The organism is Priestia sp. FW507-14D1A (assembly GCF_058781295.1).
Genome location: NZ_JBYSWQ010000013.1, coordinates 170 through 25392 on the forward strand (window position 1 = coordinate 170; position 25223 = coordinate 25392).

The 25223-nt window shown below is 36.7% G+C and carries 23 protein-coding genes; 4 read left to right on the forward strand and 19 right to left on the reverse strand.

Annotated features, from left to right (window positions below; all coding sequences use genetic code 11):
* Window positions 1–707: 707 nt before the first annotated feature.
* From AC3WJG_RS24800 to AC3WJG_RS24865, 14 genes are all read right to left on the reverse strand, one after another.
* Complete coding sequence (locus AC3WJG_RS24800; protein WP_243557869.1) at window positions 708–1004, reverse strand: hypothetical protein; 297 nt, start codon at window positions 1002–1004, stop codon at window positions 708–710.
* A gap of 169 nt (window positions 1005–1173) precedes the next feature.
* Entirely contained in the window at window positions 1174–1671 is a 498-nt protein-coding gene (locus AC3WJG_RS24805) for a hypothetical protein (RefSeq protein WP_492588761.1), read from the reverse strand.
* Between the two features lie 18 nt (window positions 1672–1689).
* Window positions 1690–2820: a bifunctional lytic transglycosylase/C40 family peptidase gene (locus tag AC3WJG_RS24810; RefSeq protein ID WP_492588762.1), complete on the reverse strand. Its 1131-nt coding sequence runs from the start codon at window positions 2818–2820 to the stop codon at window positions 1690–1692.
* Entirely contained in the window at window positions 2801–3376 is a 576-nt protein-coding gene (locus AC3WJG_RS24815; protein WP_492588763.1) for a hypothetical protein, read from the reverse strand. The genes AC3WJG_RS24810 and AC3WJG_RS24815 overlap by 20 nt, the downstream gene beginning before the upstream one ends.
* Window positions 3377–3391: 15 nt before the next feature.
* Window positions 3392–5710, reverse strand: a complete 2319-nt coding sequence (locus tag AC3WJG_RS24820) for a CD3337/EF1877 family mobilome membrane protein (RefSeq protein ID WP_492588764.1) — start codon at window positions 5708–5710, stop codon at window positions 3392–3394.
* A gap of 20 nt (window positions 5711–5730) precedes the next feature.
* The gene (locus AC3WJG_RS24825; RefSeq protein ID WP_492588765.1) at window positions 5731–6285 is read right to left on the reverse strand and encodes a hypothetical protein; all 555 of its coding nucleotides are present in this window, start codon (window positions 6283–6285) and stop codon (window positions 5731–5733) included.
* 73 nt (window positions 6286–6358) lie between these two features.
* Window positions 6359–8902, reverse strand: coding sequence for an ATP-binding protein (locus AC3WJG_RS24830; RefSeq protein ID WP_492588766.1), 2544 nt, complete (start codon window positions 8900–8902; stop codon window positions 6359–6361).
* A 20-nt stretch (window positions 8903–8922) separates the two neighbouring features.
* A complete protein-coding gene (locus tag AC3WJG_RS24835) occupies window positions 8923–9324 on the reverse strand; it encodes a hypothetical protein (RefSeq protein WP_025753476.1) in 402 nt (133 codons plus the stop codon).
* Between the two features lie 12 nt (window positions 9325–9336).
* The gene (locus tag AC3WJG_RS24840) at window positions 9337–9528 is read right to left on the reverse strand and encodes a hypothetical protein (RefSeq protein WP_217599852.1); all 192 of its coding nucleotides are present in this window, start codon (window positions 9526–9528) and stop codon (window positions 9337–9339) included.
* A gap of 102 nt (window positions 9529–9630) precedes the next feature.
* Entirely contained in the window at window positions 9631–10767 is a 1137-nt protein-coding gene (locus AC3WJG_RS24845; protein WP_492588767.1) for a conjugal transfer protein, read from the reverse strand.
* Between the two features lie 12 nt (window positions 10768–10779).
* Entirely contained in the window at window positions 10780–10995 is a 216-nt protein-coding gene (locus AC3WJG_RS24850) for a hypothetical protein (RefSeq protein ID WP_025753473.1), read from the reverse strand.
* A gap of 14 nt (window positions 10996–11009) precedes the next feature.
* Window positions 11010–11855 carry a replication-relaxation family protein gene (locus tag AC3WJG_RS24855; RefSeq protein WP_492588768.1) on the reverse strand — a complete coding sequence of 282 codons (846 nt, stop codon included), beginning with the start codon at window positions 11853–11855 and terminating at the stop codon, window positions 11010–11012.
* 113 nt (window positions 11856–11968) lie between these two features.
* A complete protein-coding gene (locus tag AC3WJG_RS24860) occupies window positions 11969–15034 on the reverse strand; it encodes a TraM recognition domain-containing protein (protein ID WP_492588769.1) in 3066 nt (1021 codons plus the stop codon).
* Window positions 15035–15731: 697 nt separating this feature from the next.
* The gene (locus tag AC3WJG_RS24865) at window positions 15732–17702 is read right to left on the reverse strand and encodes a primase C-terminal domain-containing protein (RefSeq protein WP_492588770.1); all 1971 of its coding nucleotides are present in this window, start codon (window positions 17700–17702) and stop codon (window positions 15732–15734) included.
* A 1108-nt stretch (window positions 17703–18810) separates the two neighbouring features.
* On the opposite strand from AC3WJG_RS24865, the gene AC3WJG_RS24870 reads away from it, so the two are divergent.
* Window positions 18811–19395 (forward strand): helix-turn-helix domain-containing protein, encoded by a 585-nt coding sequence (locus AC3WJG_RS24870; protein WP_492588771.1) that lies wholly within the window; start codon window positions 18811–18813, stop codon window positions 19393–19395.
* A 285-nt stretch (window positions 19396–19680) separates the two neighbouring features.
* Here AC3WJG_RS24870 and AC3WJG_RS24875 read toward each other — a convergent pair whose 3' ends face one another.
* Both AC3WJG_RS24875 and AC3WJG_RS24880 read right to left on the reverse strand, forming a co-directional pair.
* Window positions 19681–19845, reverse strand: coding sequence for a hypothetical protein (locus AC3WJG_RS24875; protein ID WP_492588772.1), 165 nt, complete (start codon window positions 19843–19845; stop codon window positions 19681–19683).
* Window positions 19832–20353, reverse strand: coding sequence for a hypothetical protein (locus AC3WJG_RS24880; protein ID WP_243557893.1), 522 nt, complete (start codon window positions 20351–20353; stop codon window positions 19832–19834). The genes AC3WJG_RS24875 and AC3WJG_RS24880 overlap by 14 nt, the downstream gene beginning before the upstream one ends.
* Before the next feature lie 283 nt (window positions 20354–20636).
* Between AC3WJG_RS24880 and AC3WJG_RS24885 the strand changes: the two genes are divergently transcribed.
* Window positions 20637–20876 (forward strand): helix-turn-helix domain-containing protein, encoded by a 240-nt coding sequence (locus AC3WJG_RS24885; RefSeq protein WP_243557895.1) that lies wholly within the window; start codon window positions 20637–20639, stop codon window positions 20874–20876.
* 332 nt (window positions 20877–21208) lie between these two features.
* Here the strand turns inward: AC3WJG_RS24885 and AC3WJG_RS24890 are convergent, their stop codons facing one another.
* The gene (locus AC3WJG_RS24890) at window positions 21209–21505 is read right to left on the reverse strand and encodes a hypothetical protein (protein WP_492588773.1); all 297 of its coding nucleotides are present in this window, start codon (window positions 21503–21505) and stop codon (window positions 21209–21211) included.
* Between the two features lie 301 nt (window positions 21506–21806).
* Between AC3WJG_RS24890 and AC3WJG_RS24895 the strand changes: the two genes are divergently transcribed.
* Entirely contained in the window at window positions 21807–22007 is a 201-nt protein-coding gene (locus tag AC3WJG_RS24895) for a helix-turn-helix domain-containing protein (RefSeq protein ID WP_243557902.1), read from the forward strand.
* Between the two features lie 348 nt (window positions 22008–22355).
* Here AC3WJG_RS24895 and AC3WJG_RS24900 read toward each other — a convergent pair whose 3' ends face one another.
* Both AC3WJG_RS24900 and AC3WJG_RS24905 read right to left on the reverse strand, forming a co-directional pair.
* Window positions 22356–22814 (reverse strand): SMI1/KNR4 family protein, encoded by a 459-nt coding sequence (locus AC3WJG_RS24900; protein ID WP_243557904.1) that lies wholly within the window; start codon window positions 22812–22814, stop codon window positions 22356–22358.
* Between the two features lie 27 nt (window positions 22815–22841).
* Window positions 22842–23018 carry a DUF8096 family protein gene (locus AC3WJG_RS24905; RefSeq protein ID WP_481380159.1) on the reverse strand — a complete coding sequence of 59 codons (177 nt, stop codon included), beginning with the start codon at window positions 23016–23018 and terminating at the stop codon, window positions 22842–22844.
* Between the two features lie 561 nt (window positions 23019–23579).
* Between AC3WJG_RS24905 and AC3WJG_RS24910 the strand changes: the two genes are divergently transcribed.
* The gene (locus AC3WJG_RS24910) at window positions 23580–25046 is read left to right on the forward strand and encodes a PIN-like domain-containing protein (protein WP_492588774.1); all 1467 of its coding nucleotides are present in this window, start codon (window positions 23580–23582) and stop codon (window positions 25044–25046) included.
* Window positions 25047–25223 lie beyond the last annotated feature (177 nt).

Genomic DNA, 25223 nt, shown 5'->3' on the forward strand with positions numbered 1-25223 from the left:
ATTTATAATCCCTTAACTTATAGAGTCTCTGAATTATTTATAATCCCTTAACTTATAGAGTTTCTGAATTATTTATAATTCTTTAACTTATAGAGTTTCTGAATTATTTATAACTCTCTAACTCATAGAGTTTCTGAATTATTTATAATCCCTTAACTTATAGAGTCTCTGAATTATTTATAATCCCTTAACTTATAGAGTTTCTGAATTATTTATAACTCTCTAACTCATAGAGTTTCTGAATTACTTTTGTTATCATTCCTAAGTTATAAATGGAGGATTATAAAACTCTTTTGTGACTCGTAAAAACTCTTCCTCAAATAATATCCTTTAAAATTCTTCCCTTTCCTAACCGACCTTAAAGAATTAAACAGATCCTTATAAATTATCTGTTTAAATGTTATCTTCCCTCCTCCTCATTTTCATCTTGGTTCTGCATTAAGCGATAAGCTACAAGCACTGTAACCGAAGCAGCAACACTTAATAACAGAGTTGTAGTTGTCAACGCAGATTGAGAAGTTTTAAATGCTAGGATAGACATTAAGAGTGTCAGCGCCCAAACAATTAGTAGTTTATTCCAATTGTGCATATTTTTTTGTGAACGTGTTATAATATCTAGTAAGTAACATTCTAGTGAAGGTAGTTACAGCTACCCTCACCAGCATTACATGTTACTTATTTCGATTAAAATTCTCTAATTTCAGTTCTTAAGTTGCCTTAGTACTGGACGTTACAGCGTCTTGTGCTGGGGCATCTTCTTTAGGTTCGGCTAATTGTTTTTCAAAATTTTGATTATCTAGACGCTTTTTTTCATTGTCTAGACTTTTATTCTTGATGTCTTCTGCCAAACTTTTATTAGATAAGTGCCTCTTCTCAATGTTTGTATATCCTAAAGCAGCAGTGTAGAGAAGTGCCATCCCAACCACAATGGCAGTAATAACTCCCATGTACGGTTTAAGGAAACCTATTCCCTGAAGTAGAGAAAGAAGTTCCGACACGCTCACATCTTCTCCTCCCTTCCTCTCAGGTAGAGTAATTATACTCTATTTTTCAATATTTTGCTAGTAAAAGTAGTTAATAATGGATATTTTATTAAAATTATAGAAAATAAATAATTACATATATTGTAAGAAACACCCTGTTATCTATTTATTTAATAGAATGTATCCCTTTTTACAAATATTCACCGATATAATACATTTCGTTTTTTTGACCCATTAACAAGTGATAACAATACGCAAACTCCGGTTTTCGGATGAACATGATTTGCGATTTGATATCCTGATTATGATCGATTACTCTATTTTCCATCTGGATATGCTGACTATCAAAATACTCCTGTATGTGCATATATTCTTGAAAGTCTGAGTCATTGGTATAGACGCGTAAAACAGTATACATTTCATATGAGGTATCTTGCTGCCTCTGTTTTGTAAGTTTTTTCAAGGAGAATACTAAACTCTCACTCTTAAATTTCAAGGCAAACATCACAACAATCCATCCCGAAACGAACATAAGAGGATAAAAGAATCCACTATGGGTTAAATTAAACAGCTGACACGATACAATCAACACAACGAACGCCGTAATAGGTAGCCAATAATCGCTCAAAACGCCTTTGACATTCCTAATTACAATGTCTTTTATGCCCTCAACTTGTTCTTTTTCCATGAACTCACCCTCTTTTCATTAAGCTACACGCCGCACATTTCCATTAAATCGATCTTTCCAGTACTCCGTATTTAAATCCCCCACTGACACTCCTTGTGAACTACTGTCATTAAGAAACTTCCCATCACCTAAGTAGATGGCAACGTGCCCATTAATCTTATACGTATCAAAGAAAATAACGTCACCACGCTTCATTTCACTTGCTTTAATGACTTTCCCGCGTTTGATTAACGTATCTGTTGTCGTAGCACTTACCGGCCCTAAATCTACCCCTGCTGAACTATAGGCCCATCTAACATACGAACTACAATCAAATTTACGTGCGTTAATATCTCCTTGGTTTCGTCCACCGCCCCATACATAAGGGCTTTTTCCAACAATAGATGATCCCACTTTAATCGCTTTTTCGATAGCCTCTGAACCTTTTGCAGAACCACCTTTAATGGAAACAGCTTCAACAGAACCACTTGTGTACTCGTTCATAAATCCCATGACTCGCGAAACATACCATGAGGCATGGTTGTAAGAAAAAACAGCTTTTTGATAATTCCCAGAAGCGCCACCATTTGCGGCTAGATAATTGGCTGTTGAATACATCGCATCTGTTACATTCCAGGGGTCAGCTTTTCCATCTCCGTCTCCATCGACTCCAAATCCCCCGTACTTTTTAATAGCTGCAGGGCTCTCTAAAATGTCCTTTGGAATGCTGGCATTTCCTAACCTCGTACCTCCAGGATATCCCCACCCTACCCATGTTTTCGACATGAACTGACCATGTCCAAGTGCGCCCACGCTTGACACATTTAAATCTTGACCAAAGTTCGTTTCCACGCGGTGAATCGCAGCAATGAGTGTCCAAGGGATATTGTATTTCTCACCTGCTGCTTTATAAATAGGAATATACTCTTTGGGTATCTGTCCTTCCCCAACCTTGGATATTTGAATATCTCCAAAGTCTACAGCTGCACCGTCTAATTCTGCTACGTCTTCCTGATCTGGTAAAAGGATACCAAACACACTCACCATAGCCATCGCACTTATGACGACGCCTAATGCTAGTAAAGCTGCCACAATGGCTAGTAAAATTTTAGACCTTCGTTTGGCAGAATGATTTAATTTATGGATGGGCTTAATTCGGTACGTTGACACGAACACCCACCACCTTATATTCGGCCTCTTGCTTTTCAAGTGTGACTAAATACCAATCTTCCTCTTGTTCAGCATTTCCATTTACGTCGTACACGTCTCCTTGCATAATGACATTCCATTGAATAACATCGGTATTATTGTTTGAAACCTCTGTCGTTTCAAGGTTTTTCGGGACAACCTTATCATAAGTAAGCGTACCTCGTTCTTTTTGTTCTTTATAATTTTCATACATGTCCTCTGACATATAAGGCTTAGCTTTTTCAACATGTTCTGAAGGGTTCTTAGCATTAAAACTAGCAAAGACTTTGACAAACTCTTTTGCGATTTCTTTCGTACTCTGTAAGTCTTCTTTTGTATTTCGTTGTGTTTGATCATAGGGGTTTTTATTGCCTTCTGTAGCTTCTTCTTTCTCTTGTTGAACAGATTCAGAAGAAGGAGCTTGCTTCTCCTCTTGCGAAGAAGCAGGCTTTTCTTTTGGAAGAAAAGAACTAATCATAATGCCCAAAAAGACAACGACACTTAGAAATACAAGCATTTTCTTTTGTTGAACACTCACGAATAGCCCTCCCTTTTAATCTTGTTGAGACTGTCGCCTCATTTGTTCGATTTCTTTAGAACGGTCTATATGATCGTTATTAGATTCATGAGAAGCAGAAGCTTCTTCTTTTCCTTGCTGAATTTCTTGCTGCGCCTGTTGTTGCCTCATTTGCTTATGAATGTGCTGATTTGTTTTGTCTGTTGGTGGTGGTTTAGGTTGTGCTTTTAACGGTGCTTGCTCTTGGTTGAATTGTTTCGTTGAGACGTCTCCACTAGCTGGGACCAAACGGCGAGAAGGTTGAATCGGTGCTTGCTGATTTTCTGAACGCACCTCTTGTTTTCTCACTTGCTCTACAATTTTACTTGATTGAGAAGAACTTGATGTTTGCTGCGGCTGTGCTTTCAATGGTGCGTTTTCTTGTGTTTCTTGTTGTCTTATTTTTTTCATGACTTGTTCATTTTGTTTCCCAGAAGTAGGTGCATGTTCTTTTACACCCTCTTGTTGAGGTCCTTTAGGCTGTGCCTTCAAAGGTGCATGCTCTTGTTTTTTCTGTTGCCGATCAATCTGAGTAGACACAGCTTGATTATGATTTGATGCCTGACCCTTTTTGTGAGGGTTTGGAATCACCCCATTTTCAGACGATAAATTATTTTTCCGTTCTTTATCTGGTCGTTTTTTAAACGGCATTACATTTCGTTTTGGTGTATCTTCAATCACGTTCCCATTGCTATCGATAGGTTTATTTCTTCGTAAAGTAGGTTTATTACTTTGTCGTTCCATTGCTTTTTCCATCTGTTCTCTAGCTCTAACGTCTGTTGTTCCCCTTTGGCCGGACCTCGAACGTGAATGTACGTTATCCCCTGTATAAAATGGCTCTACGTGTGCATATTGACGTTGGGCATCTCGAAATTTAATGGCATCGACTTTTTGTCTCCAAGCTTGTTGGATTTGTTGCTTCTTTTCTGAATAAATCTTATACCCAAAAAGCTGTTTTTGAAGAGCAAATATGGCTGCAACCACAATCAGAACGGCTACAATGGTTTGAGCATATGCCCAATTATTCTCACTCGCGACTTTGTAGGTGATGTTAACAAAACTAAATAATAAAATGAGTAAAACCGTAAGTCCAATACACATGGCCAAGAAGCCTACTAACTTGCCTACAAATTGCTTGGCGAACCGTTGAAACGTTGGAAAAATGCTAAGAAATAAAACAAATACCCCTGTAATGGCTGTAAGTAAGAAACCTACTCCATATATCTGAATGAATGTGGCTAAATAGCCTACCATCGCTAATATGACAAGTGCCGGAACCCAAATTAACAGGGATAAAACAATCCGTTTATTTGTATGTTCTGGAGCAAAAAGAGAGTTTTCAGCATTCTTCTTAACTATTTTTTTTCGCTCGTCACTTCCTGGCTTTTTATTTAATAATTTTTTGACTGCTTCTTTCCCCTCTTTTATTTGTGCTGGTGAAGCATTGTCACCTTTTCCCCCACCAATAACACCATAATTTGTTGTACCAAACTCTAGTAACAAGTACGGTTTTACAATCAATAAATCGTGCATTAAGTTTCGTATTCTTGATACACCATACCGTACGGATGATGTGTCCTTATAGCTTTGTGTAGCTTGATCTCGTTGTCTATCTTCAATCATCTCTTCTCTTATGGCTTCCTCATTTCCATCACCTAATGAGTAAGTAGAAGAAGTTAAAACAGCACCTGATATATAGTTACGAGCTTGATTTAACTGACCTAGTAGCTGATCACTATTTTGTACATAAACAGTGAAAACCGCAGATAAGAGCGCTGCCATAAAGAGCCCTGAAACGGTAGCGCGATATTTCTTTTGAGCAAAAGAATAGACCAGCCATCCAGCCACCATAATCATCATAAAGCCCATAAATTGACCGATTCCATACGTTCCACCCGTTTCTGAAATAAACCCAGTAATATATGAAAGCATGTTATCAATGATGTCAAAAGTAAAAGCTTGCTCCATTAAGAAAATCCCAAAATTGACAACTACTAAATATCCGTACCAAATGCCACTTAAGATTTGTTGTTGAAAGGCTGCGATGTTGTTATAAACTTTTTCATCTACTTTAAAAATATTAATTGAATCAAACCAACCTTTATCGTCATCATCTTTTACATACACATCAATATCGTAGTTTTCTAGAGGTACTTCATTGTATCGAAGTAAAGGTGCATTTGTTTGTGGTAAATCACTTTTGGGCATTAACTCATCCATGACATTCGGTGCAGCTGCTGAGACTGATGAGAAAGGACATAAAAAACATAATATAAACAGTGCCATCATTATTTTTATATGAAGACTGTTTTTCACTGCTTGTTCCTCCTTTTTTCTCAATATTGCTCAATTAAGTTTGGAGTAAAGTCTTCTTTCATTTGCTTATCTATGCCTATTGAATAGTATCTTTTATGTTTTGCTATCTCCCCATTTACTGTTACATCTTGTTTAGTTGCTCCACTGTAGTATTCATTTGCAAAATACTGATTTTGTTTTTTAGTAATACCTACTGTTATGTTTTTTGTTTTTTGAGTACGGAAATCTTTATATTTAAATTTATAGATATATTTTTCATCTGGATTAAGAACATACTCCACTACTCCATAATGCTTAATTTTTTGATTTTGATATTGTTTATAATCGTCATTAATATCTGCTTTAGCTTCTTCCAAACTGTCATAACTTTTGTGCTCTCCTGTTTGGTCTTCCATTTCATAAACTTTATCTTCTGCGCCTTGCTCTACGTATGTGGCATACTGTAAAGCTGTTTTACAAGGCTCAATTTGTTCGCATGTTTTTGGTTTTGGCTCTGTAGTAGCTTCATCATTCCCACAACTTGCAAGCATACCCACAACGGCGGTAATCGAAATAAAGGCAAGTATCTTTTTCATATTTAGTCTCCCTTTCTCTAACCCTCTTAAAAAGCGATCCCCTCGTTTTGTATGTAAACGAAGGGTTAGCCTTCTACACTTGGTTTGCAAGCTCTCTTACGTCTACTGAGGTGTCAAAGGCATCAAATAGATGCTCCTGTAAAATACGAACCTGCATGACGCCTGTCCGTTGATGCAAGTCACGATACAGGCAATAACCCGACTGCATTTTAGGCATCATATCTTCCAACCCCGCACTATCTTCTAGTTTCATAAACTCTTGAATGGTCTCAATTTCTTCTGGTATATCGGTACGGAAGCAATAGGCCGTACCAATTTGACCACGCATACTACTTGGAATATCCATTAGATTTTGGGTCATTAGATAAATAGGTGAAAATAAGGACCGCCCTTCACGGAATAAACGATCAATTAAACGTTCTCCTGCTGGGTTTTGGAAGAAGTTCCATGCTTCATCAATCGCCACAACGGTTAATTCATTCTGGAACATTCGTAAAAACTTCATCATGTAGGCTGTTAGACTAAACAAAATGGCGACTGATACAATGTTTGCTTCTGTATATTCTTCTGCAGATGTGCTCTTTTTGGGTAGCTGTAAATTATCAACTTGCAGCACATTAAATTGATTGGCATAATTCAAGACGTTTTCATCATTCATACGTTTGCCAAAAATCAAACGAGCAAGTGATACATCTTCAAATTCTTCTAAAATGGAAGCTAACTCTAATGCCATTGGACGATGATCTTTTGGTAAAGTATCATGCTCGTTTACTAAATTTCGCAACTCATCTTTTACAAATCGAATAGATGGATCGGCCAATTGCCCCACACGTTTAACGGCTTTGGTGACAATGGAGCTTTTGACACTATCATTTCGAATATTGATATTTAACAAGTAATAAATAATTTCTCTTGAAACTTCCACGGCTTCGGCTCGATTATCAAACAAAAGAAACGGATCTAACTTTCCAACATCTTCATCTTTGGTAGAGAAGGAAATAAAGTTGAGCTCGCTTCCCAATTCCGTTAATTTTTCATCCCATTTACAGATGTCCTTACGTTCCGATTTTGGATCCAGCAGCAATACCTTTCCCCCACTCAATGCCGTTTCGTAAATATCTCGATTGGCAGCCATAGATTTACCAGAACCTGTTTTCCCTGTATACACCGTGACAAGCGACTGTGTAAGGGCTGCGCCTGATGCAGCAAGACCAGGTAAGACATAAACGGCCGTGCCACTCAACGTTCTTCCTGCGTAATAGCCGTATTCATCACCTAATTCTTGTCGATTTCCAAAGAAGCTAGCCGTCACAGCATTAATGTCTACGTCTTGGATAAACTCCGTTACATAGCGTCTTGAACCTGGTAAGCATTCAAGCAAACTACGTAATTGAAGGCCATACGTGTTTTGTAAAGTAATGCCCATTCCAGCGTATTCATCAATAAGGTCATTCACTCGCTGCATCAATTCATCTTTATCAGAGGAACTAACTGAGAAAATAGCACTCATTAAGTAGCCACCCTCTCGTTCTTTTTCTACATTGGAGATAATACTTTCAGCATGTGAAATCCCTTGGTACACGTTTGATCCGGCATCTTCTCCAAACGTATTTAAATGGTTGGCTTGATCTTCTAAATTGGATTTCTTGCGACGTAACTTGCGCAACCGTTGGTCCGCATCTTGATAGCTCATCTTCAAATTAACGCCTACTGCAAAGGGCAGAGAGCGTAAGGCTTCTAACCATCGTGTTTCTGGAAAGTGAATCTCTTCAGGCATACCAACCATATGCAAGAAAGCTACATGTGTCTGATGGTTGTAGCCTTTCGCATCAGTTTGATGGAGCGTTAAATATCGACGTGACCGAGGATTCTCAATCCCCGTTAATTGAAGGTTCAACACATCTTCTTCTGTCTGAATACGAGCAATAAGTTCACCTTTCTTATTAAAGATAGGAGTAAAACGATCTTCCCAGTTCTGCCAATTGGGTGGGAAGCGTAAGCCTATATTAAAGATCCATGGAATTAATTTTGTCATCCCTTCTGGTGTAACAGGCGTAAATGTAAAGGGTAATCCTTCAAGCAACCGTGTGACCTCTCGATTAGCACGATAAATTCTTCGTAAGCGATCTTCGGTTAAATGAACATGACTATCTCCACGGATTTTGGCAAATTTGGAAGATACCCAATCTTTTAAGGCTTGATACATTTCTTTGTACGTCATATCCTCTGCCTCGTCATCCAGTGTGCTCTTACCTAGTTCAACACCGATATAAAAGTCGTAACGACGCTCTTCTGCGCCTAATTCATCACTGGTTTTAAGGTAATTAAAAACCGATTGGATATGAGAGCTTGCTACAACTCGCAAGTTGCCACGAATCATCGATGCATATTTTTCTTGAACATCATCAATGGATTGACGTGTTGGCACAACGATACACTGAATTTCTCGCTTAATTTCTTTAAATAATCGCTTCAACTCGGAGAAGTGAGCCATCAACTGGGCTTCTGAATCAAAGCTCGTATGGAATCCACTAAATTTAAACCAGCCTTGATCTCGTGCATCCCTTGTTATGACTGTGTTTTGCCAAACAGCTATAATGTCGTTTTGGATATCCATTTCCATCACCACTCCTTACATCATTTTCGGTAAATAGGAATCTTACGCTTATATGTGATTTTTTTTGCCTGCTCCACTTCTTCAAACCGAAAGAGCTCCTTTGGCTCCATGAACGTTTTGAACTTCACTTGCCAATAACGAATAATGTTCATATTTTCTTTTGTCTGAGAGCCAACGAGATAACCAAAGAACATGGGCGCCGCCATACACACAACAATGACTCTTGCAATTTTATTAGGGATCAGAGGGGTTAAAGGAACAACGAGAAGAAGACTAAGAAGAAAAAATATGAATATCACAATGATTTGAGTAACTGTAACAGAAAAGGGAAGCGAAATGCTTTCCCTTCCCCCAGCTAGTCCTCTCACGATATTTGGAATGGCAAAAATTTTGTTTGTACAATATCCAGTAACACGTCTCATGCCTAGACCTCCTTAGGTTGAAAGACCAAAGAATTTTAAAAGGGAATCACCTAACGACACGATGTTACTTGGACCATAGATGAAAACACCAATCACCCCGCCGAAAACAACAACCATCAGAGCACCACGATATTTTTTCATAACCAACGAGCCGATGATAGCAAAGAGCACCACCCAGATGAAAACCGTTTGTAAAACGCCCATTACGTTTGTGTCTCCTTGACTACTAACCCCTTGCAAATTAATATCACCGAGCATAAATATGTGTAAGAAGCTTGTAAGCATATTGAATCCCTCCATTTTCACTTATTGAATGTCGTACGAAACAGGTTTCATGTGTAAAATTTCAAACTTATCTTGACCATCGGTTTGAACATCAAACTCATAGCTATGGTTGCTTTGAATGCCTGTATCTGGCTGTTCAAACTTGACTGAGCATCTGACAATATACCTTCCTTTAGAAGACGGATCTTCATAAACCGATACGTTATTCAGAGATTTATAGTTCATTAATCCATTCAGCGACTGCGCTTTTTTCGAATCTTTAAAGAAGAACTTGGTTTCATCGCTTCGATCTTTTGCTGTATAGGTTTTGAAGAACGATTCTAGAAAGCTTTGAACCTCATGATTGACAACTGAATCTGTGTTTTTGTTTTGTTCGTCCTCCGAAACCCTGACACGTTGATTTTCTTTTGGCATGTATGGTTGTGGCAGATCAATGACGCTATAACCGTTTTTACCTTCGTAGACTCTGACTAGATAATAGATAGTGGCTGGCTTCTCTTCTTTTGTTTTCTCCACTTTCTCTTTTCCATCTTTGTCTTTCGATTTCTTTTCCACTTCTTTCGTTGCTGTGACCTGAACTCTTACGGATACATCTGAAATGTGGTCACCTTTTTGTTTAATGGAAACGACGTCACTACGGTCATAACGCTGACTACCAGGGAGATTGGCATAATCGATTCCGGCATCTTTATCTAGACCGGTCGCTAAAAAGCTCTGCAAAGCCTCTTCCCTAGCTCTCTGTTTATCCTCTCCTGGCTCAATAGTTGTGTACTGACGTATAAATTGCGTCGTAAAGTACTCGACAGCTTTAATATTTTGATTATTTTGACTTTTATTTTCACTCGTACCTTGCTGTTGAGCTGACACTTTGTCTTCTAGATCACTAATGGCCAAGTTGTGGCGAAAAGCACTAAAGACACCTAAAGCTATAATCACTAGACTTAGAATCATCACAGCTCTTCCTATAATGGCTGCTGTGGAGCGTTTCATCGTTGCTCGCTTAATCATCCGTTGTTCGTGTTGCTTATCTTTTTCATCCCTCTTTAGTAAGTTCGGCATATACTTCTTGGATGAACCGGCTTTTTCTTTTCCTTTATCTTTTGGCACCTGTGAAGGGTCAGTAGAAGCAGGCTTCTTTTTTTTCTGCCATTTCTTCATCGTCATTCCTCCTTACTTTTTACCAAAGAACAAGAAGGCTACAATCGCTATGATGATGAGTGTACCTGTCACGCCATAACTTGCTACACTTTGGTTATAGAAAACCGAAAACTGTTCTTTCCCTGTCTCCCAAAGTACGTTCGCTTCTGGGAATGTCCGTAGGATGAAGCTTCCTACGAGACAAATTCCAGCGATGTATAGAAGGGTTTTAAATAAACTACGAACCACTAGACGTCCCCCCCTTACAACCCTCTTTTTACCTCGATTGATTCACTGAATATATAGTGATAAATATCTCCAAAGGCATCTTTTTGTACGTCTTCAATGTTTGCTGTCAAAACGGGAATCTTGATATGTGACCGTTCTTGACTTGGAATACTTAAAATATCACGCATGGTCTTTTTCGTATTTGTTTGATTTCCAGCGACAAACAAGACTCGCCAATCTAAAACAGGTTCTTCAAAGCCAACATAAAGGTCGTACTTTTGGAGCGTTTCTTTTCCACGTTTCAAAAAGTCGTTATACCTTTGAATCTTTTGAATGGTATTTTGTCTCTTGGCTACGCTACGTTCTAGTTCAATAAACAAACCAATATTTTGTTCGCTATCTGCTTCTCCCACGACCAATACGCCATCTGGCTTGATTACTTCTGACTTGCTCTTTCCATATTGGAAGGTCCCTCTTGCTTCTGGAATCCATTCCTTAACAGCTAGCCCTACCTCTTCTGCCTGTTTCCTGTAGGATAAAACTAAACGATTTAACATCAATTGATGTTGGTACCAAGCAGGTACATCCGTTGACCATTTTTTCTGCCATTTCGAGAACCCTTGCAATTCTTGTACGTTCTCTACGCCAAACGTATCGAGTGTATATAGATTTCCTGGCTTTTCATAGCCTGGCATGGGAACGGTAAAGCTCTTAAGGTACTTGGATTCTTCCAGCAACCGCAAGCGCTGCATCACGTATTTTCGATCTGCGTAATTCGTTAAAATATGATCCACAATAAAGTTTGAATCAATGTAGATGAAGTCATGTAACTTAATAAGTAAATCCGTGTCTTGTTCATTCAGTGTGATATATTTTTTCATGTTGTTTCCCCTCTCCTTTGTCAATAAGAGAAACGTTACGTTCGTGAGTAGTCAAATCATCTTTCTATCTCTCTTTATAATAAATCTCTTATTCGCCCCTTTTCCTTCCACCTCTATTCATTTTTTTCTGAAGGTTTTTTCTTTCTTAGTGACACAATGGGCTGTGGTTCTATTGGTAACTCTTCTGTCTTTGAAACTGCCACAGCAGGTTCCAACGATGTAGGATCCATTTCTGAAACTTGTTCTTTTTCCTGTGAGACAGGCTCGACAGCTACAGCCGTTTCGTTCATTCCTTGTGCTTCTTCTTTATGAATAGCACTCTTCCATGAAAGAGTAAGCATTGGCTTGAAAGGCGAATGGGCTACTGGTTGTTCCTGTTCTGGCTGCTTTTTCTGTTTTTTTGAAAGAGTAATCGTCGTAAAAGAATCCTTTTCATGTTCAGTCTCTTGCTTTATATCTTCTTTTTGACTTAATTTAACTTCAGCAACCGATTCTGCAGTAATGTCCTTCGATGGCTCAATAGTTGAATCCGTTTTCTTTTCTAAGGAAACAGGCGCCTCTGGCTGTGCTTGTAACGGGGCCTTTGGTTTCTTAGGCTGTAATTTCTTTACTTGTTTTGGTTCATAGGTTTCACCTTGTAAATAAGCCCGAATCATAACATCAACTTCAGATTGATGATGGCCATTCTTAGATGACAACTCTTTTACTTTGGCTTTGGTCCAAGCATCAGCCTTTGCTTCTTCGGCTGCATGTTTGTACCGTGCTTTTTTTCCATTCGGCATATACCGATCTAACGGAGGTAGCTTGGCCACACATTGTACAATTTCATCCACACCATTTACATTATCCTGTGTACGAATAACCGTTACTAAGTCAGGCAAATTTCGAAAATACGATTCTGAAAAAAGAGGTTGATCTTTTTTGGTGCCTTGAACACTGAACATTTTACTCGCTGCGGCTGCACCTTCAGCACCTTGTCGACAAACAAAGAAATTTCCTTGAACTTCTGTTAGGGCGTTTTTGAGTTCTTGATCCAATTGATGCATAGACTGTGTACCAATTCCCAGCGACAATCCTTTTTGACGTTGTTCTGCAATGATACGAGGTAGAATTGTCATTTTCTCCAGTCTGGCAGCTTCATCAAATACAAACTGATGCATTAAAGGATTAGGCGTTCTGGTATCCGCCACTCGATAATACAAGTAGGTGAGAAACCCACCAATTAACCCTGTTTCTTCTTCGCTTAATCCACTAAAGTCATAAAAAATAATATGACCAGAATCCATCCATTCACGGATAGGAAGAGTAAATTCTTTTTGGCCAAACATCCGACGTAATAATGGATTAGCTGAGAAGGTATCTAAACGATTAAATAATGCAATACGACTAGCATCAATTAGATCTTCTGCTTCATTCTCCCAAAAATCTAACACGTCATACGCTTCAACATTATCCTCTAGACGGTTCAAAATTCGTTTTCTGAACGTAAAATCATTCACTAATGGTTTTACTCCCAGAATCGTATGTTGACCTTCTACGTCCAATACGAGCGTTTTAATACAGTTCACCAAAAGACGTTCCGTTTGTTTTGCTACTTGGAAGTTTTCACCGATAATCCGCATGACGATTTGTGTGACTCGTTCAGGTGATTCACCTGGAAAACGATGAAGCAAGTTTAAAGCTGGTGGATATTCCGTATCTTTAAAAGAGATCCAATGGACTTTATCCCAGTTGATGGTCGCCCCATCATATTCAGCCTTCAACATTTGATTTAATAAAATCATGGCCGTATTTCTGGCAGGGTCACCAAACGAGAAGCCAGGTGATGTTTTGTTTTCCATTCCTTGCTTAATGAATTGATGAACATAACTCATCAACACATTGTTGAGTAGAGTTGATTTCCCCGAACCCGTTACGCCAAGCAAGGACCAATGCTTCTGAAGAACACTCATTAAAATTCTGATCGTCCGATCTTTCACAAACGGATGATATTGTACACCGAAATCGACAGACCCTTCTTCATGGCTTAAAAGATGATCTGGAAGAAGTTCTTCACCACGTTTCGAATGTGGGACCTCTTTTGCAAGCTTCTGCATAATCGTTCGTTCATCAAAGTGTGGCAAATGAAGAAGGTTCGCAAGCTCTCCACCCGTCCATGTCATACGATACGGACTCATAGTCGGATACCATTGAACCGCCTTTTTCCACTTCTTGTACTTCAATTCATTCACATAATGCAAAACAGAGTTAATGGCGTTGGCCATACTTTTTACAACAGGTACACCAGGGTAGTACTCAGAAGCCATGGACACTGTACAGTCAAAAGCTACTTCATTGCCTGAATAACGATGTTTCAAGCCCACTAATTCTTCTTTATCAAATGCAGACTGATCTCTGAAAGGTCGATCTCCTTTTAAGTCCTTTTCAAGCTTCTGGATGGCCTTTCGGAGCTTCCAGCCATCATTAGGGGTAAAACCTACTTGTAACCATGTACCAGGCTTCATATGCGAAATAATACCGGGTAGTTGATCTGACTTATACCGTGAAAGAGGAAGCGACTTTTTCAAATTATTGCTTTTTAATTTCAGGCGTCCACCCACGGCCTTCTTTTCTGGGAATTCTAAGTCATCCGCCGGAAAGAACGTTAAATTCGGATAGACACTCTGAAAATTGGACTTAATGGCTTCTAACTGATTCTTTTCGGCTCCCATATAAAAACGGTATTGAATACCTGCAGATTCATCTACTACGTGATGGATAAGAAACGAAAAGCGTTCCTTTCCAAGAAAGAGCCTTTCAATCCACCTACGCTTTGTTCCGTGGATGCGTCTCATTAATTGTCCTAACATTTCTTTCGATACGCCATCATCTGCATGTGGCAGCAATTGAACATACTCAAACTGTCGTTGAATGCGAAAGACAGCACATATCCACCGAATCACGAGAAATAACAACAGTAACGCCAGTAGTAATTGAACGCCATGAATAAAGAGCGTGAGCCAATGCTGAATGATTTCTGGACGATATGGTAAAAGAGACAAAAGCCATTCTTTCTTCCAAATGCCAACGCCAGCCAAACCAAGAACAGCAATCGCTCCCCCCTGCCGTGGATGTTCAAGTAGTTGATCCAGGATATCGTCAAAGATGGTCGAGTGTTTTTTAGATGGTTTTTGTTTCATTTGGTTTCCCCTCCTTGCGAAGAGAGGAAGGAAAAGAGCTATGAAGTTTTCGAGGAACGAGGTTCATAGGGTGTTCGTTTCCGGGTTGTAGTGAAGTACGTTTCTAGGGTGAAGTGTATATGTTCGTATGGTTGCCAGCATGTGTAAGGCCATGTTGGGTTGACGCTAGGTGCGCCCGCCGCCGATACGAATGACTGATACAAATAAAAATAGGAGTACTAGTAGGACTTCTCCCATCGGTACATGATTACTAACGTAATCAATGTTACCTCAGGGAAAGTATCTTGAAAAAAGTAGGATGTTTATTGCTTACTTCCATGATATTCCTTCCCTACACGTGCTTCAAGGGATTTCCAGAGAAAACAACCTAATACCTAGTAGAAGTTTTACTACATAGCCCTTTAAGGTCACATTTTTTAACAAAACTGTAATAAAACCTCCTATTTTCATTACTTTCATCCTAATGCATATTTGTTATAAAACATGCGTACATTTAGTCGATTATGTACGGGCTATCCTATTGAGTGATGTACCACTTCAAACTTTAATCAGGCATCGCCAAAATTGAGGTTGCAATTGCCTTTTGTTCATCATTTTTATACAATGACAGTGATTATTCTGTAAGGAGAATAGTTACGTTTGTGAGTCGCATCAAGAAAGGATTTTGGATCTTTTCTTGATGCTTTTTTTATGAACATTAATCATCTGTTTTCATGAAAAGTTTGAACTGATTCAAGCTCGAAGTAAGATCAAAAGCAGCATGATTCGAATAATGCTTTCGTCTTTGGCGAGCCGATGCCTCATGTTCCAACTCTCTTAATTTAGCAATCTGCAGCTCTCGATCCACTACAGGATTTTTCTTCAATGTCTCTTCTAACTCCATGCCTACATGAGATAACATGACGTCACTTAAACGCTCAATCTCTTCCACAAATTGAGTCAATTGAGCAGATCGATGCTTCTTGAACAGCCCTTTCATCACCCCATAAAGGTACTTAAAGAAAACATCTGCTCCTTGGAAATCTCCTGCAATCACAGAACCCTTTTTATGAACCGTTAAGCCAACAGCCTCCACGGATAAGCGTACATAATGCGGAGTAGACGAAATAAAACGATAAGGAATATCAAACTCTTTAAAGGCTAACTGAACTTTCCCCCAAGCCCGGAAAATAAAACGACCATCTGTAAACCCCCGGTTAAACAACGCACTCGTAAAGGAGGAAGGAACATTCCCAGGAATAAGCGCGGGCTGTAGACTAGTAGAATACGTAGGGGGTAAATTTAATATACTATGTTCAGAAGAACGAGCAAACTCTATATCCGGAGAGAGCGATAGAGCCGTCCCCCCCACCACCGTATCTTTAATTGTATTTGAATTGAGCCCATTATTTTTAGGAGCAGTGTCTTGCTCTTTTTTCGAGGCTTCAGATTGCGCTCTATGAGCTTTTATCTCGTCAATGATACATAACTCTGTTGAAGCTCCTCTTCCCTTGCCAGAGACCTTTTTCGAAAGGATTTCTTGCTCTTCCAATCTAGCAATCACTTTTTTAAACGTGGCATAAGGGATTTTCTTCTCAGCATTCACACTTGACGTGATTTGCTCAGCAAGATCACGTTGTGATCCTGATACACGTCCTCCCTGAGCGCGAATAAATGCTAACACGTCCCCTTCCCACTCTTGGATATGGCTATATGTACGTTCTTCACGTGGTTTCGCTTCTTGCCAAATGACATAGCTAAATAGCATGCCTGATAACTCACGAATTTTTTTCGCAGATGGGGCATGGAAACGGCCACGATAGGCACTCTTAACCTTCCTTTTAACCTCAATTTGACGCATTTGAGGTGTGTTCTTTTGATTCCAGTTATGTAAGTATGCTTCTGCTGTTTTTTCATCGTATCCAGCTGCCTTGTAAGCAAGCGCAAGTGTGTAGCAAGCCGTATCACGTTGGCCTTCGTGTACACCTTCTAGGACTTTTTGAACAGCAGGATGTTGTAAAAGAGTTTCATAGCCTTTGCAGAACCCTTTTTTGTATGTATGTACGTCTTGTTGATCTTGTTCTTGAACCAGTTGGAACCATTCGCATAGGTCATCAAACGATACGCGCTCTTGTGAATGAAAGATCGTATTCTCCTCCGTCGGTAAACGGAATAATCGCTCTGGACCAATCGCATTTACGTCCCCTTTTAACATCTCAGCAATATATGTTTGAATCCGGCTATAATGAGCATTCAACTTGTCCGAAGCCCGTTTTGACTGTTCTAAAAACCAATGAACATGAAACCCTTTAGAAGGTGTTTGAACGATTAACGAAGGCATTGGAAGACCTGCTGCTGTAATTAATTCTTGTACATCTGGAAGAGTCATTCCCTCATTTTCACCGTTCTTTGTATCAATATCAATCGACATGGCATTGATCCAACGTAGCGTACTTAAACGCCGTAGGTCATTCCGATAAAACGTATTAGGCGTAAAGTATGTATAGTCTTTGCTGACATTAAATAACGAACCATATGTACGAACTGCTTTTGTTGTTTCTTTCGTAAAATCTTTTGATACGAATACCCAGCCTAAACGGCTACTGTAACCGTTTTTTTGCTTTTGTGTTTGTTTTTTCGAATATTCCGTCAACTGCTTTCCGTAGATTTGTTGCGCAAGGTTTCTCATTACATGTGTCCCTCCATTTATTCGGAAACACAAAAAGCGTCGTTTACCGTTAAGTGGTAAACGACGCTTTTACATAGAGAGAAACCCTATAAATTTAGCGTTACCTGTTCAAATTAATCACTCATAATATCTTGATTATATTTTCTACTTGTAGTAAAATTCCAAGTAGGAAAATACATTATGTACGTTGAATACGTACATTGAGTGAAAAGCTTGAGCAGCAGTTTACCGTAGTGTCGTTACGGTGAACGATTAGATAGGACGGCAATCCGATTCTAATCGCTTGAGCTTTTTGCTTTCTTTCCGTTCATTTAGTTGTACTTCTATGATACTGCTAAACTTAACCACTTTACAAGTATAAAATAAAAAAACATAACCATTTTATTCTAAATTATCAGATAACTAAGCACACAAACTATTATCTCTTACGCTGATTTTTAATACCTCTTCCCCTTAAAATATGTTATAATACTAGCGTATTATTAATCGAGTATTATGTTATAGAAATACACCTTTAATGCTGTAGTTTATGTTCAAAGCGCGTAGAATCTTTTAAGATTCTACGCGCTTTGTCGTTTTTAAAGTACGATACTTTTTTATTAAGTATATTGAATTTTATTACACCTTAAAGAATTAGGTTATAATTAAAACAAGGTTATTTTAGTCGGACTAAAGTTCAACTAAAGATCAATCAATTCCTATGTATATAGGTTTATACCTTTTAAGTTGAACTAACAAACCTCTCTAATAACATACATAAAACAACAATCACCTTTCAAGTTCAACTAGTTAACTTAATTGCAAAAAAATATTAAAATCTAAACCTCAAGTTAAACTAAAGTTGAACTATTTTGTTTTTTTACTTATTCAACACTATTTCGCAAGTATATTATAGGCACTTTAAACCTTTCAACATATGTATTAATATTTAAAGTAACTACCTTTACAAAGAAACAAATAAAAAAATTTTGAATTTAAAAAGAGGATATATTATGCTGGTTACATAATAGTTCTCTATAAGTTTTAAATTAGGTTCTAACTATTATAGTACTGATAATTAAGTTTACATAAGTTTGATATTTATATTGATAGGAAGAGAGGTAAAAACATGAGTAATGGCGATAATCAAGTTGAAAAACGAGCTGTTGAAGGGAAAACAGACGAACGTGAATACATTATAAAAGATATAGCAGAGATTTTAGATGAAGAACCACATACCATACGTAACTGGTTAAAAGAACTTGAAGGCTATATTCCTTTCACAAAAAAGAAAAATGGATATCGTATTTTTAAAAAAGATGGTTTAGAAAGATTTCAATTAATTAAACATCTAAACCGAGATCAAGAGTATACACTTAAAGAGATAGCTTTATACCTTGATACTGGAGGAGAGGCATTCAAACCAGTTCCAGAAATAAAGGCTGATTCCATATTAGCTGATGAAATGAGAAGGATGAGAGAACGTCTTGATCAGTTAGAAGAACGTGATAAACAACGGGACGAAGTACTTATGAATTTAGCAGAACAGCTAACTAAGCAAAATGCTTATATAGAACATACCTTACAAGAAAGAAATGAAAACCTTACTGCTGCTATGCGCGAGATGCTAGAAGGTAAAAAGCTCACCGCAGTAAGTCAGTCTGAAGAACAACCTACTAAGAAAGGTTGGTTACAACGATTATTAGGTAAGTGAAATTGTAGAAATGGGTATTCAAACACATACAATTGCTTTTCAGTAACCTTTACTTTTAAAGTAATAAAGTAATTTTTATAATGAGTGAAAAGCAACGAAATGGAATGATTTTATCTCATTGTGTGCAACAAAAAAGCCTTGTTCTTCTAAGGACAAGGCTTTTTTCCATAAAAATATGAATACCTTGAACAAAGACCGCCCATTACCCCTAGTGTATAAGGCGGTCTTAACTATATTCATGCTATATGTTTATGGCCAAAATATCGACATTATTCTAAAAAGACGTCAGAAAAAAAAAGCAACAGCCAAAATTGTTGCTAAACAAGCTAAAAAGATATTCCCTCCCCAATCTCTTTTTCCCTTTTCATCCACCAAATAGCTATTATAAGAACCTTGAATTGGTTCTATTTTAAGCTTACGTTGCTGCTGAACCTCTTCATCTAAGATCAAGTCGTATTCCTCCATTGTTTGATAATTGTACGGCAGGAAACGTCCTTGTTCGTCTCTCAATCGGTTGCTGACGTCTCTTAGACTCTGTTTGTTCTTCATTGATAAAAAGCTGCTGTTTGGGTTGAATAATTGTTTCTGATATTGTTCTACTATTTGTTGATGTTCCAAATAGTGTAGGAGCATTTGAAGACGCTCCTTTTCGCTCACTGTTATCACATTCACTTCCTCCTTTCTCTTCAATAATAGGCTCTTGCTCCATCCATAACTGGTGGGAAGAAGGTTTCCACGGAGAGGAGGGAAGAGGGACGTCACTCATTTTATACTTTTTCATTAGTGCTAAGAAAATAGGGTTGTGCGCTGCTGTAAAAAGCGCACACCTCATAATTTGATTTCGGTCTAACTCAGTAGCCTTAAAAAGATGATCTACATATGTACGATAAATAGAATGATACCGTACCGTTGGTCGATAAGTGTCTACTTGATTTTTCGACTTCTTACTTTTCTTCATACGCGTTTTTCTCTTTCAATATTACCTCTAACATCTGTTTCCCCTCTAGCGTTAAATAGACGTCTTTTCGACTTAATAACGAGATTGCTAATTCTTTTGTCATTTAATTCGCTCCATTCATGTTAGTTTACAGTGACGTCTTGCTCTGACGTCTTATTAAATGTTATGAGCCAACGCTTGTCCACTATGCCTACTTAAATAATCATTTATGTATATTTTTGTAGGCAGTTTGGAAATACTGCTAATACATGAAATCCAAAATGAAGGAGCTAGTTGATTACTAATGAATTTTTTCGGTTTAGGAAAACCCTATAAAACCAAATTAGGAAAGTACCTTGAATCTAAAGGGATTAGTGTTACATGGTTAGCAAAAAAGACTGGTTTAAATAGAAACACCATAAATAAGTTAGTTAACGAAAGTAAAGATTATTCACCGAAGTTAGTTACAATAAAGAAAGTTATGAAGGTAATAAACAATGAGATTGATAAGAATAAGAAAATACATGATTTTTTTGATATTTGACATATAAATACTAAGAATATGTGCTATCGTTGATATTAAAGCTCTCCAGTTAACGTTTCATCAAAGTTTCGTTTATGCTACAATAAATTTTTAAAAAGTACATAAATAGAGCCTTAAACTTTTATATAGCCTCTTAAAAACTTAATAAATATATTCATTTACATACCATTCAAAACATTTATTAACATATAATATAAAAACTACATGATTTTTTGTAAAAACAGCTGTATAGTCGACTTCTAATAGATGAATTTCAACGTACAAAAAACACCTAATTCTAAAATTAGGTGTTTTTTTTAAAACTTTTAATTCTGACTTTTTGTTTCAACTCATCAAATATACACATCAAATGGAGCTCCATTTTCTTTTTGTCGTATTTCAATGGCTAACACCCATTTATATATATGAGCAAGTGTAAAACCTTTTTTCTCCAGATCCTTTGGGAAACAGGCTGGATGATCACGAAGCCAATAAAGACGTTCAAGGGCCTCCGGCATGGACCCGAAGCTGTATAGAGATTTACTTCTAACTTTTTTTTCTTCACGATAGGTTTTTTTTATGAATAAATAAGTTTTTCCTTTTGATTTTTGTTTTGCAAGATATCCAGGCTCTGTTGTTTTTACTTTCATAAAACCAGCTCCTTCTTGGGTTTTACTACACATTTAGAATTTAAAAATGTAGTAAAACTCACAACTTTTCTCATTCTTCTTCGCAAACATCATTCATAGTGTTCGATATTTCGTTAAGATACTTTGGAAAATATAGTAAAAAAAGCGATAATAACTTGCTTTTATCTTCATTTTTGAGCCTCCTTAGAAATAATTGGTTATTATAATCCATTATACGATAGTGGATTAAGAATTGTAAATAGGTTTAACAAAATTTATTCACTACTGTATAATGAATTGAAATCAAGTTGGAGGAATGAACATGGTAACTATAAAGCCTAGATTGCGAGTGCTACTAAAAGAAAGAGGTCTTACACAGGGACAATTGTCAGAAATGACGGGCATCCCACAAGCAAGCATTTCTCGTTTTGACAAAAACGAACAACATTTAGATTGGCATTTATTTAGTATTGCTAAAGCTCTGGAAATATCAGTAGAAGATTTATTTGAGATTGAAGAATAATTTTTCATCACTTCACTTTCCATGTGCGTTACCTCGTGAAAATATACAAAAGATAAATATAATGTTAGAATCAACCTGTATTGTTGTTCAACTTTCTAAAAAGCAGTCAAAATATATTATTTTGGCTGTTTTTTTAGTTTGTGCTTATAAATTTGTTTAAACCTAAGATCAATTAATTCTGTTAGTGGCATTTCATTCCTTAACAACTCAAACACATTATCAATTTGGCTTTTATTTTTCATGAAATGGAGGAGCGATCCAAAGATGTCCCAAGGACTAAAGTTGAACGTAATAATAAAAAAGGAAATGACAATTGAATGTCAGTTCCTTTGTATGGTATAAATATAGTCATTCTTCATCTTCATAAATAAATAAGCCATTTACGAGGGTTTCGAAATCAGGAGCTAATTCCAAAATAAGTGTGTCTGATCCCCATTCTAGATCCATATAAATTATAGGGGGGTTATCTGTTGTATTCCTATAATCGAATGCACCCCACCAATGTCCCTCTCCACATAGTAGAACAATATCTTTTGGTAACTCCCATTCTTCTATATAATAGTTACTAGATAAAATGCCTTCTTTCCCTATTCCATAAATTTCAGGGAGATTTACATGATAGTCTGCCCAATTTGTTGGAACGGAGGTAGGGTAGTCACAATACTTTAAATAGCCTCCATTCTGCACTTTACATAACTCAATATAGGATTTTTGCAACTTCACACCCAACTTTTTTTCTGCATCGCTAACCATTTCTTCTGTTAATTTTTTTGATTGACTGTATCCATCATCCCAAATATCTCTCATTTCCCCAAACCTTTCAATCAATACCAACTAAATGCTTTTCTTCATGCCACATTCCCTGCATTCGCGCAGAAAAACTCCATTTTTTACGGAACTTTTGAAGTAAGATGAGTTGCAGTGATCGCATCTTCCACTAACTTTATCCGGAAATTCATCGTATTCATATACTTTATCAAGATCTATTTCTGGCTCTTTTATTTCTTCCAGGTTGATCACTCCTTTTATTTGGCTTTACTTAGGCTAACAAACTTACATCCATTTAAAAGTGTTACGTTAAAATCACTCTAGTTTTTCCACCAGGTGCATCTGAAGAATTTGCGTTTCTTGAATACCGGCTCTTTAAAGTTCCTCTTTAAAGGATTCTCCTTCTTTTAGTTTAATAATTCTCTTGGAACCGTTACGTAACGTGTATACTCTAAAATTGTACATGAATGCACTTTCCCCAAAATAAATGCTTCCTGTACACAATTTCTTTAGGAACAAAGCTAAGCAAACATTAATGAGTTTGCTTAACCTCATTTTGTTCTTTAACTCAAATACTTTATTAATAAAACAAACAAATTCCTTAGGGCATCAATGAATCGGATGCACCCTTTTTCTGTTATACATTGTCCCAGTTTAGAATGTGTAGAATACCTGGGTTGAGGCATAGACATCCTCTTTCTATCAAAATTTATAATCGTATAAACAATACAATAGAAATTTATGCAATCTTAATTATATAATATTTTTATAAAATGATAATTATATAGATTGGGGAAACAAGGTATGACCGAAACCGGTAATAAATTATTGATTGCATTAGATGCTAATTCTTTATTAAATGCATTCAGATATAGTATTGTAAGCAGTAAAGTATTTTTAGATTATCTTAAGGAAAATGAAGATAACATTTGGATTCCATTTCAGGTAGCACAAGAATATAGAAAACATAAGTTAAATGAATTTAAACCTGATTTATATAAAAAACTAAATAAAACTATGTTAACAAAAGTTAACAACCAAAAAGAAAAGCTATTTAATCAACTAATTGAATTTGAGAATAGAAATTTTAATGGTCTTTTAGATCTAAAGTCTGGCATAGATGAAAAGTTTTCAGAAATAAACGATTTAGTCAATAAATTTAATTCTGATATTGAAGAAGAAGTGAAAGCTTACAATCACTTTATAATAGAAGTCCGGGACTATTTGGAGAAGCTAATTAATAAAAAAACGGGCTCTAAATTTAATATTGTAGAATTAATTGATATCTTTAAAGAAGGAGAAATTCGATATAAATACAATGTTGCTCCAGGGTTTAAAGACGCTGGAAAGTTAGAGGACATTAAAAAGAAAAATGAAGAAGAAAAGCTAATGATACGAGCAGACGTATTTGGTGATTTAATTATTTGGAAAGAGATTATAAGGAAAGCCAATGATATTTCAGCAGGAGGAAAAGTAATTTATATTAGTAATGATAAATCCAAAGGCGATTTATTTGAAAAAGATAAGAATGGGCGATATCAGGCAAGACAAGAGTTATTGGAAGAATTTAAGTATTATTGCAAAGATATTGAATTAGAAATTATTACGTTTGATGATCTTATAGAGAAATTATCAGCAAATACGAATGACAAATTTGCTTTATTAGATATAAGAAAAGAGCAATTTATAAGAAAATTAAGTTTAGACAGAATAGGATACTATATTGAGGATTTCATTTTACAGAAAGATAGTTCGGAACTATTTTATACGGTGAATAATTTTGAAGATCACAGAGACTTAATAGAAAATATTGTTATGGGTCAAGAGCTCAGTATTGGATTAGATATTTTTGATATGTCAGAGGTTAAATATGATAATATTACTTTACTGACAAATGGAGAAGATGTGATCTATAGGTTTATCCTAGAAATTCCTTTTATGATATCAGTAATTTCAGAATTTGAGCATGATAATATTCAATCGCAAGGTACTATTGAAGGGTGTTTAAGAGCACAATTAGAAATAGAGCTGAATTTTGATTCAACAGAAGAAGAAAAGATACAATTAATCAATGAGCATAATCACGAAATAGATGTTAAAAGTTTAGATTTTAATCGATCTGAATACGGATGGGGAAATGATTTTGAAATAAATTTTGATGAAGATGAATTCGACGGAGAGTATACAGATTGCCCAGATTGCGGAACTAGAATAGGTCATCATAATGAGGGTCTAAATGGATTCTGTTCCGATTGTAGTTCCAAGCATTAATCTACTTCAGGTCAGTTATAGGGAATCATATCGCAAATAACGATAAAGGTAAAAATCCACATTAATCTTTATATAAGAGCCTAGCGAGTTAAGGGGAATTTACGGTTATAAATTTAAAAGGTTAACATAAAAAAATAATTAATAAAACCATCAACATCTCCATACGTAAATATTTGT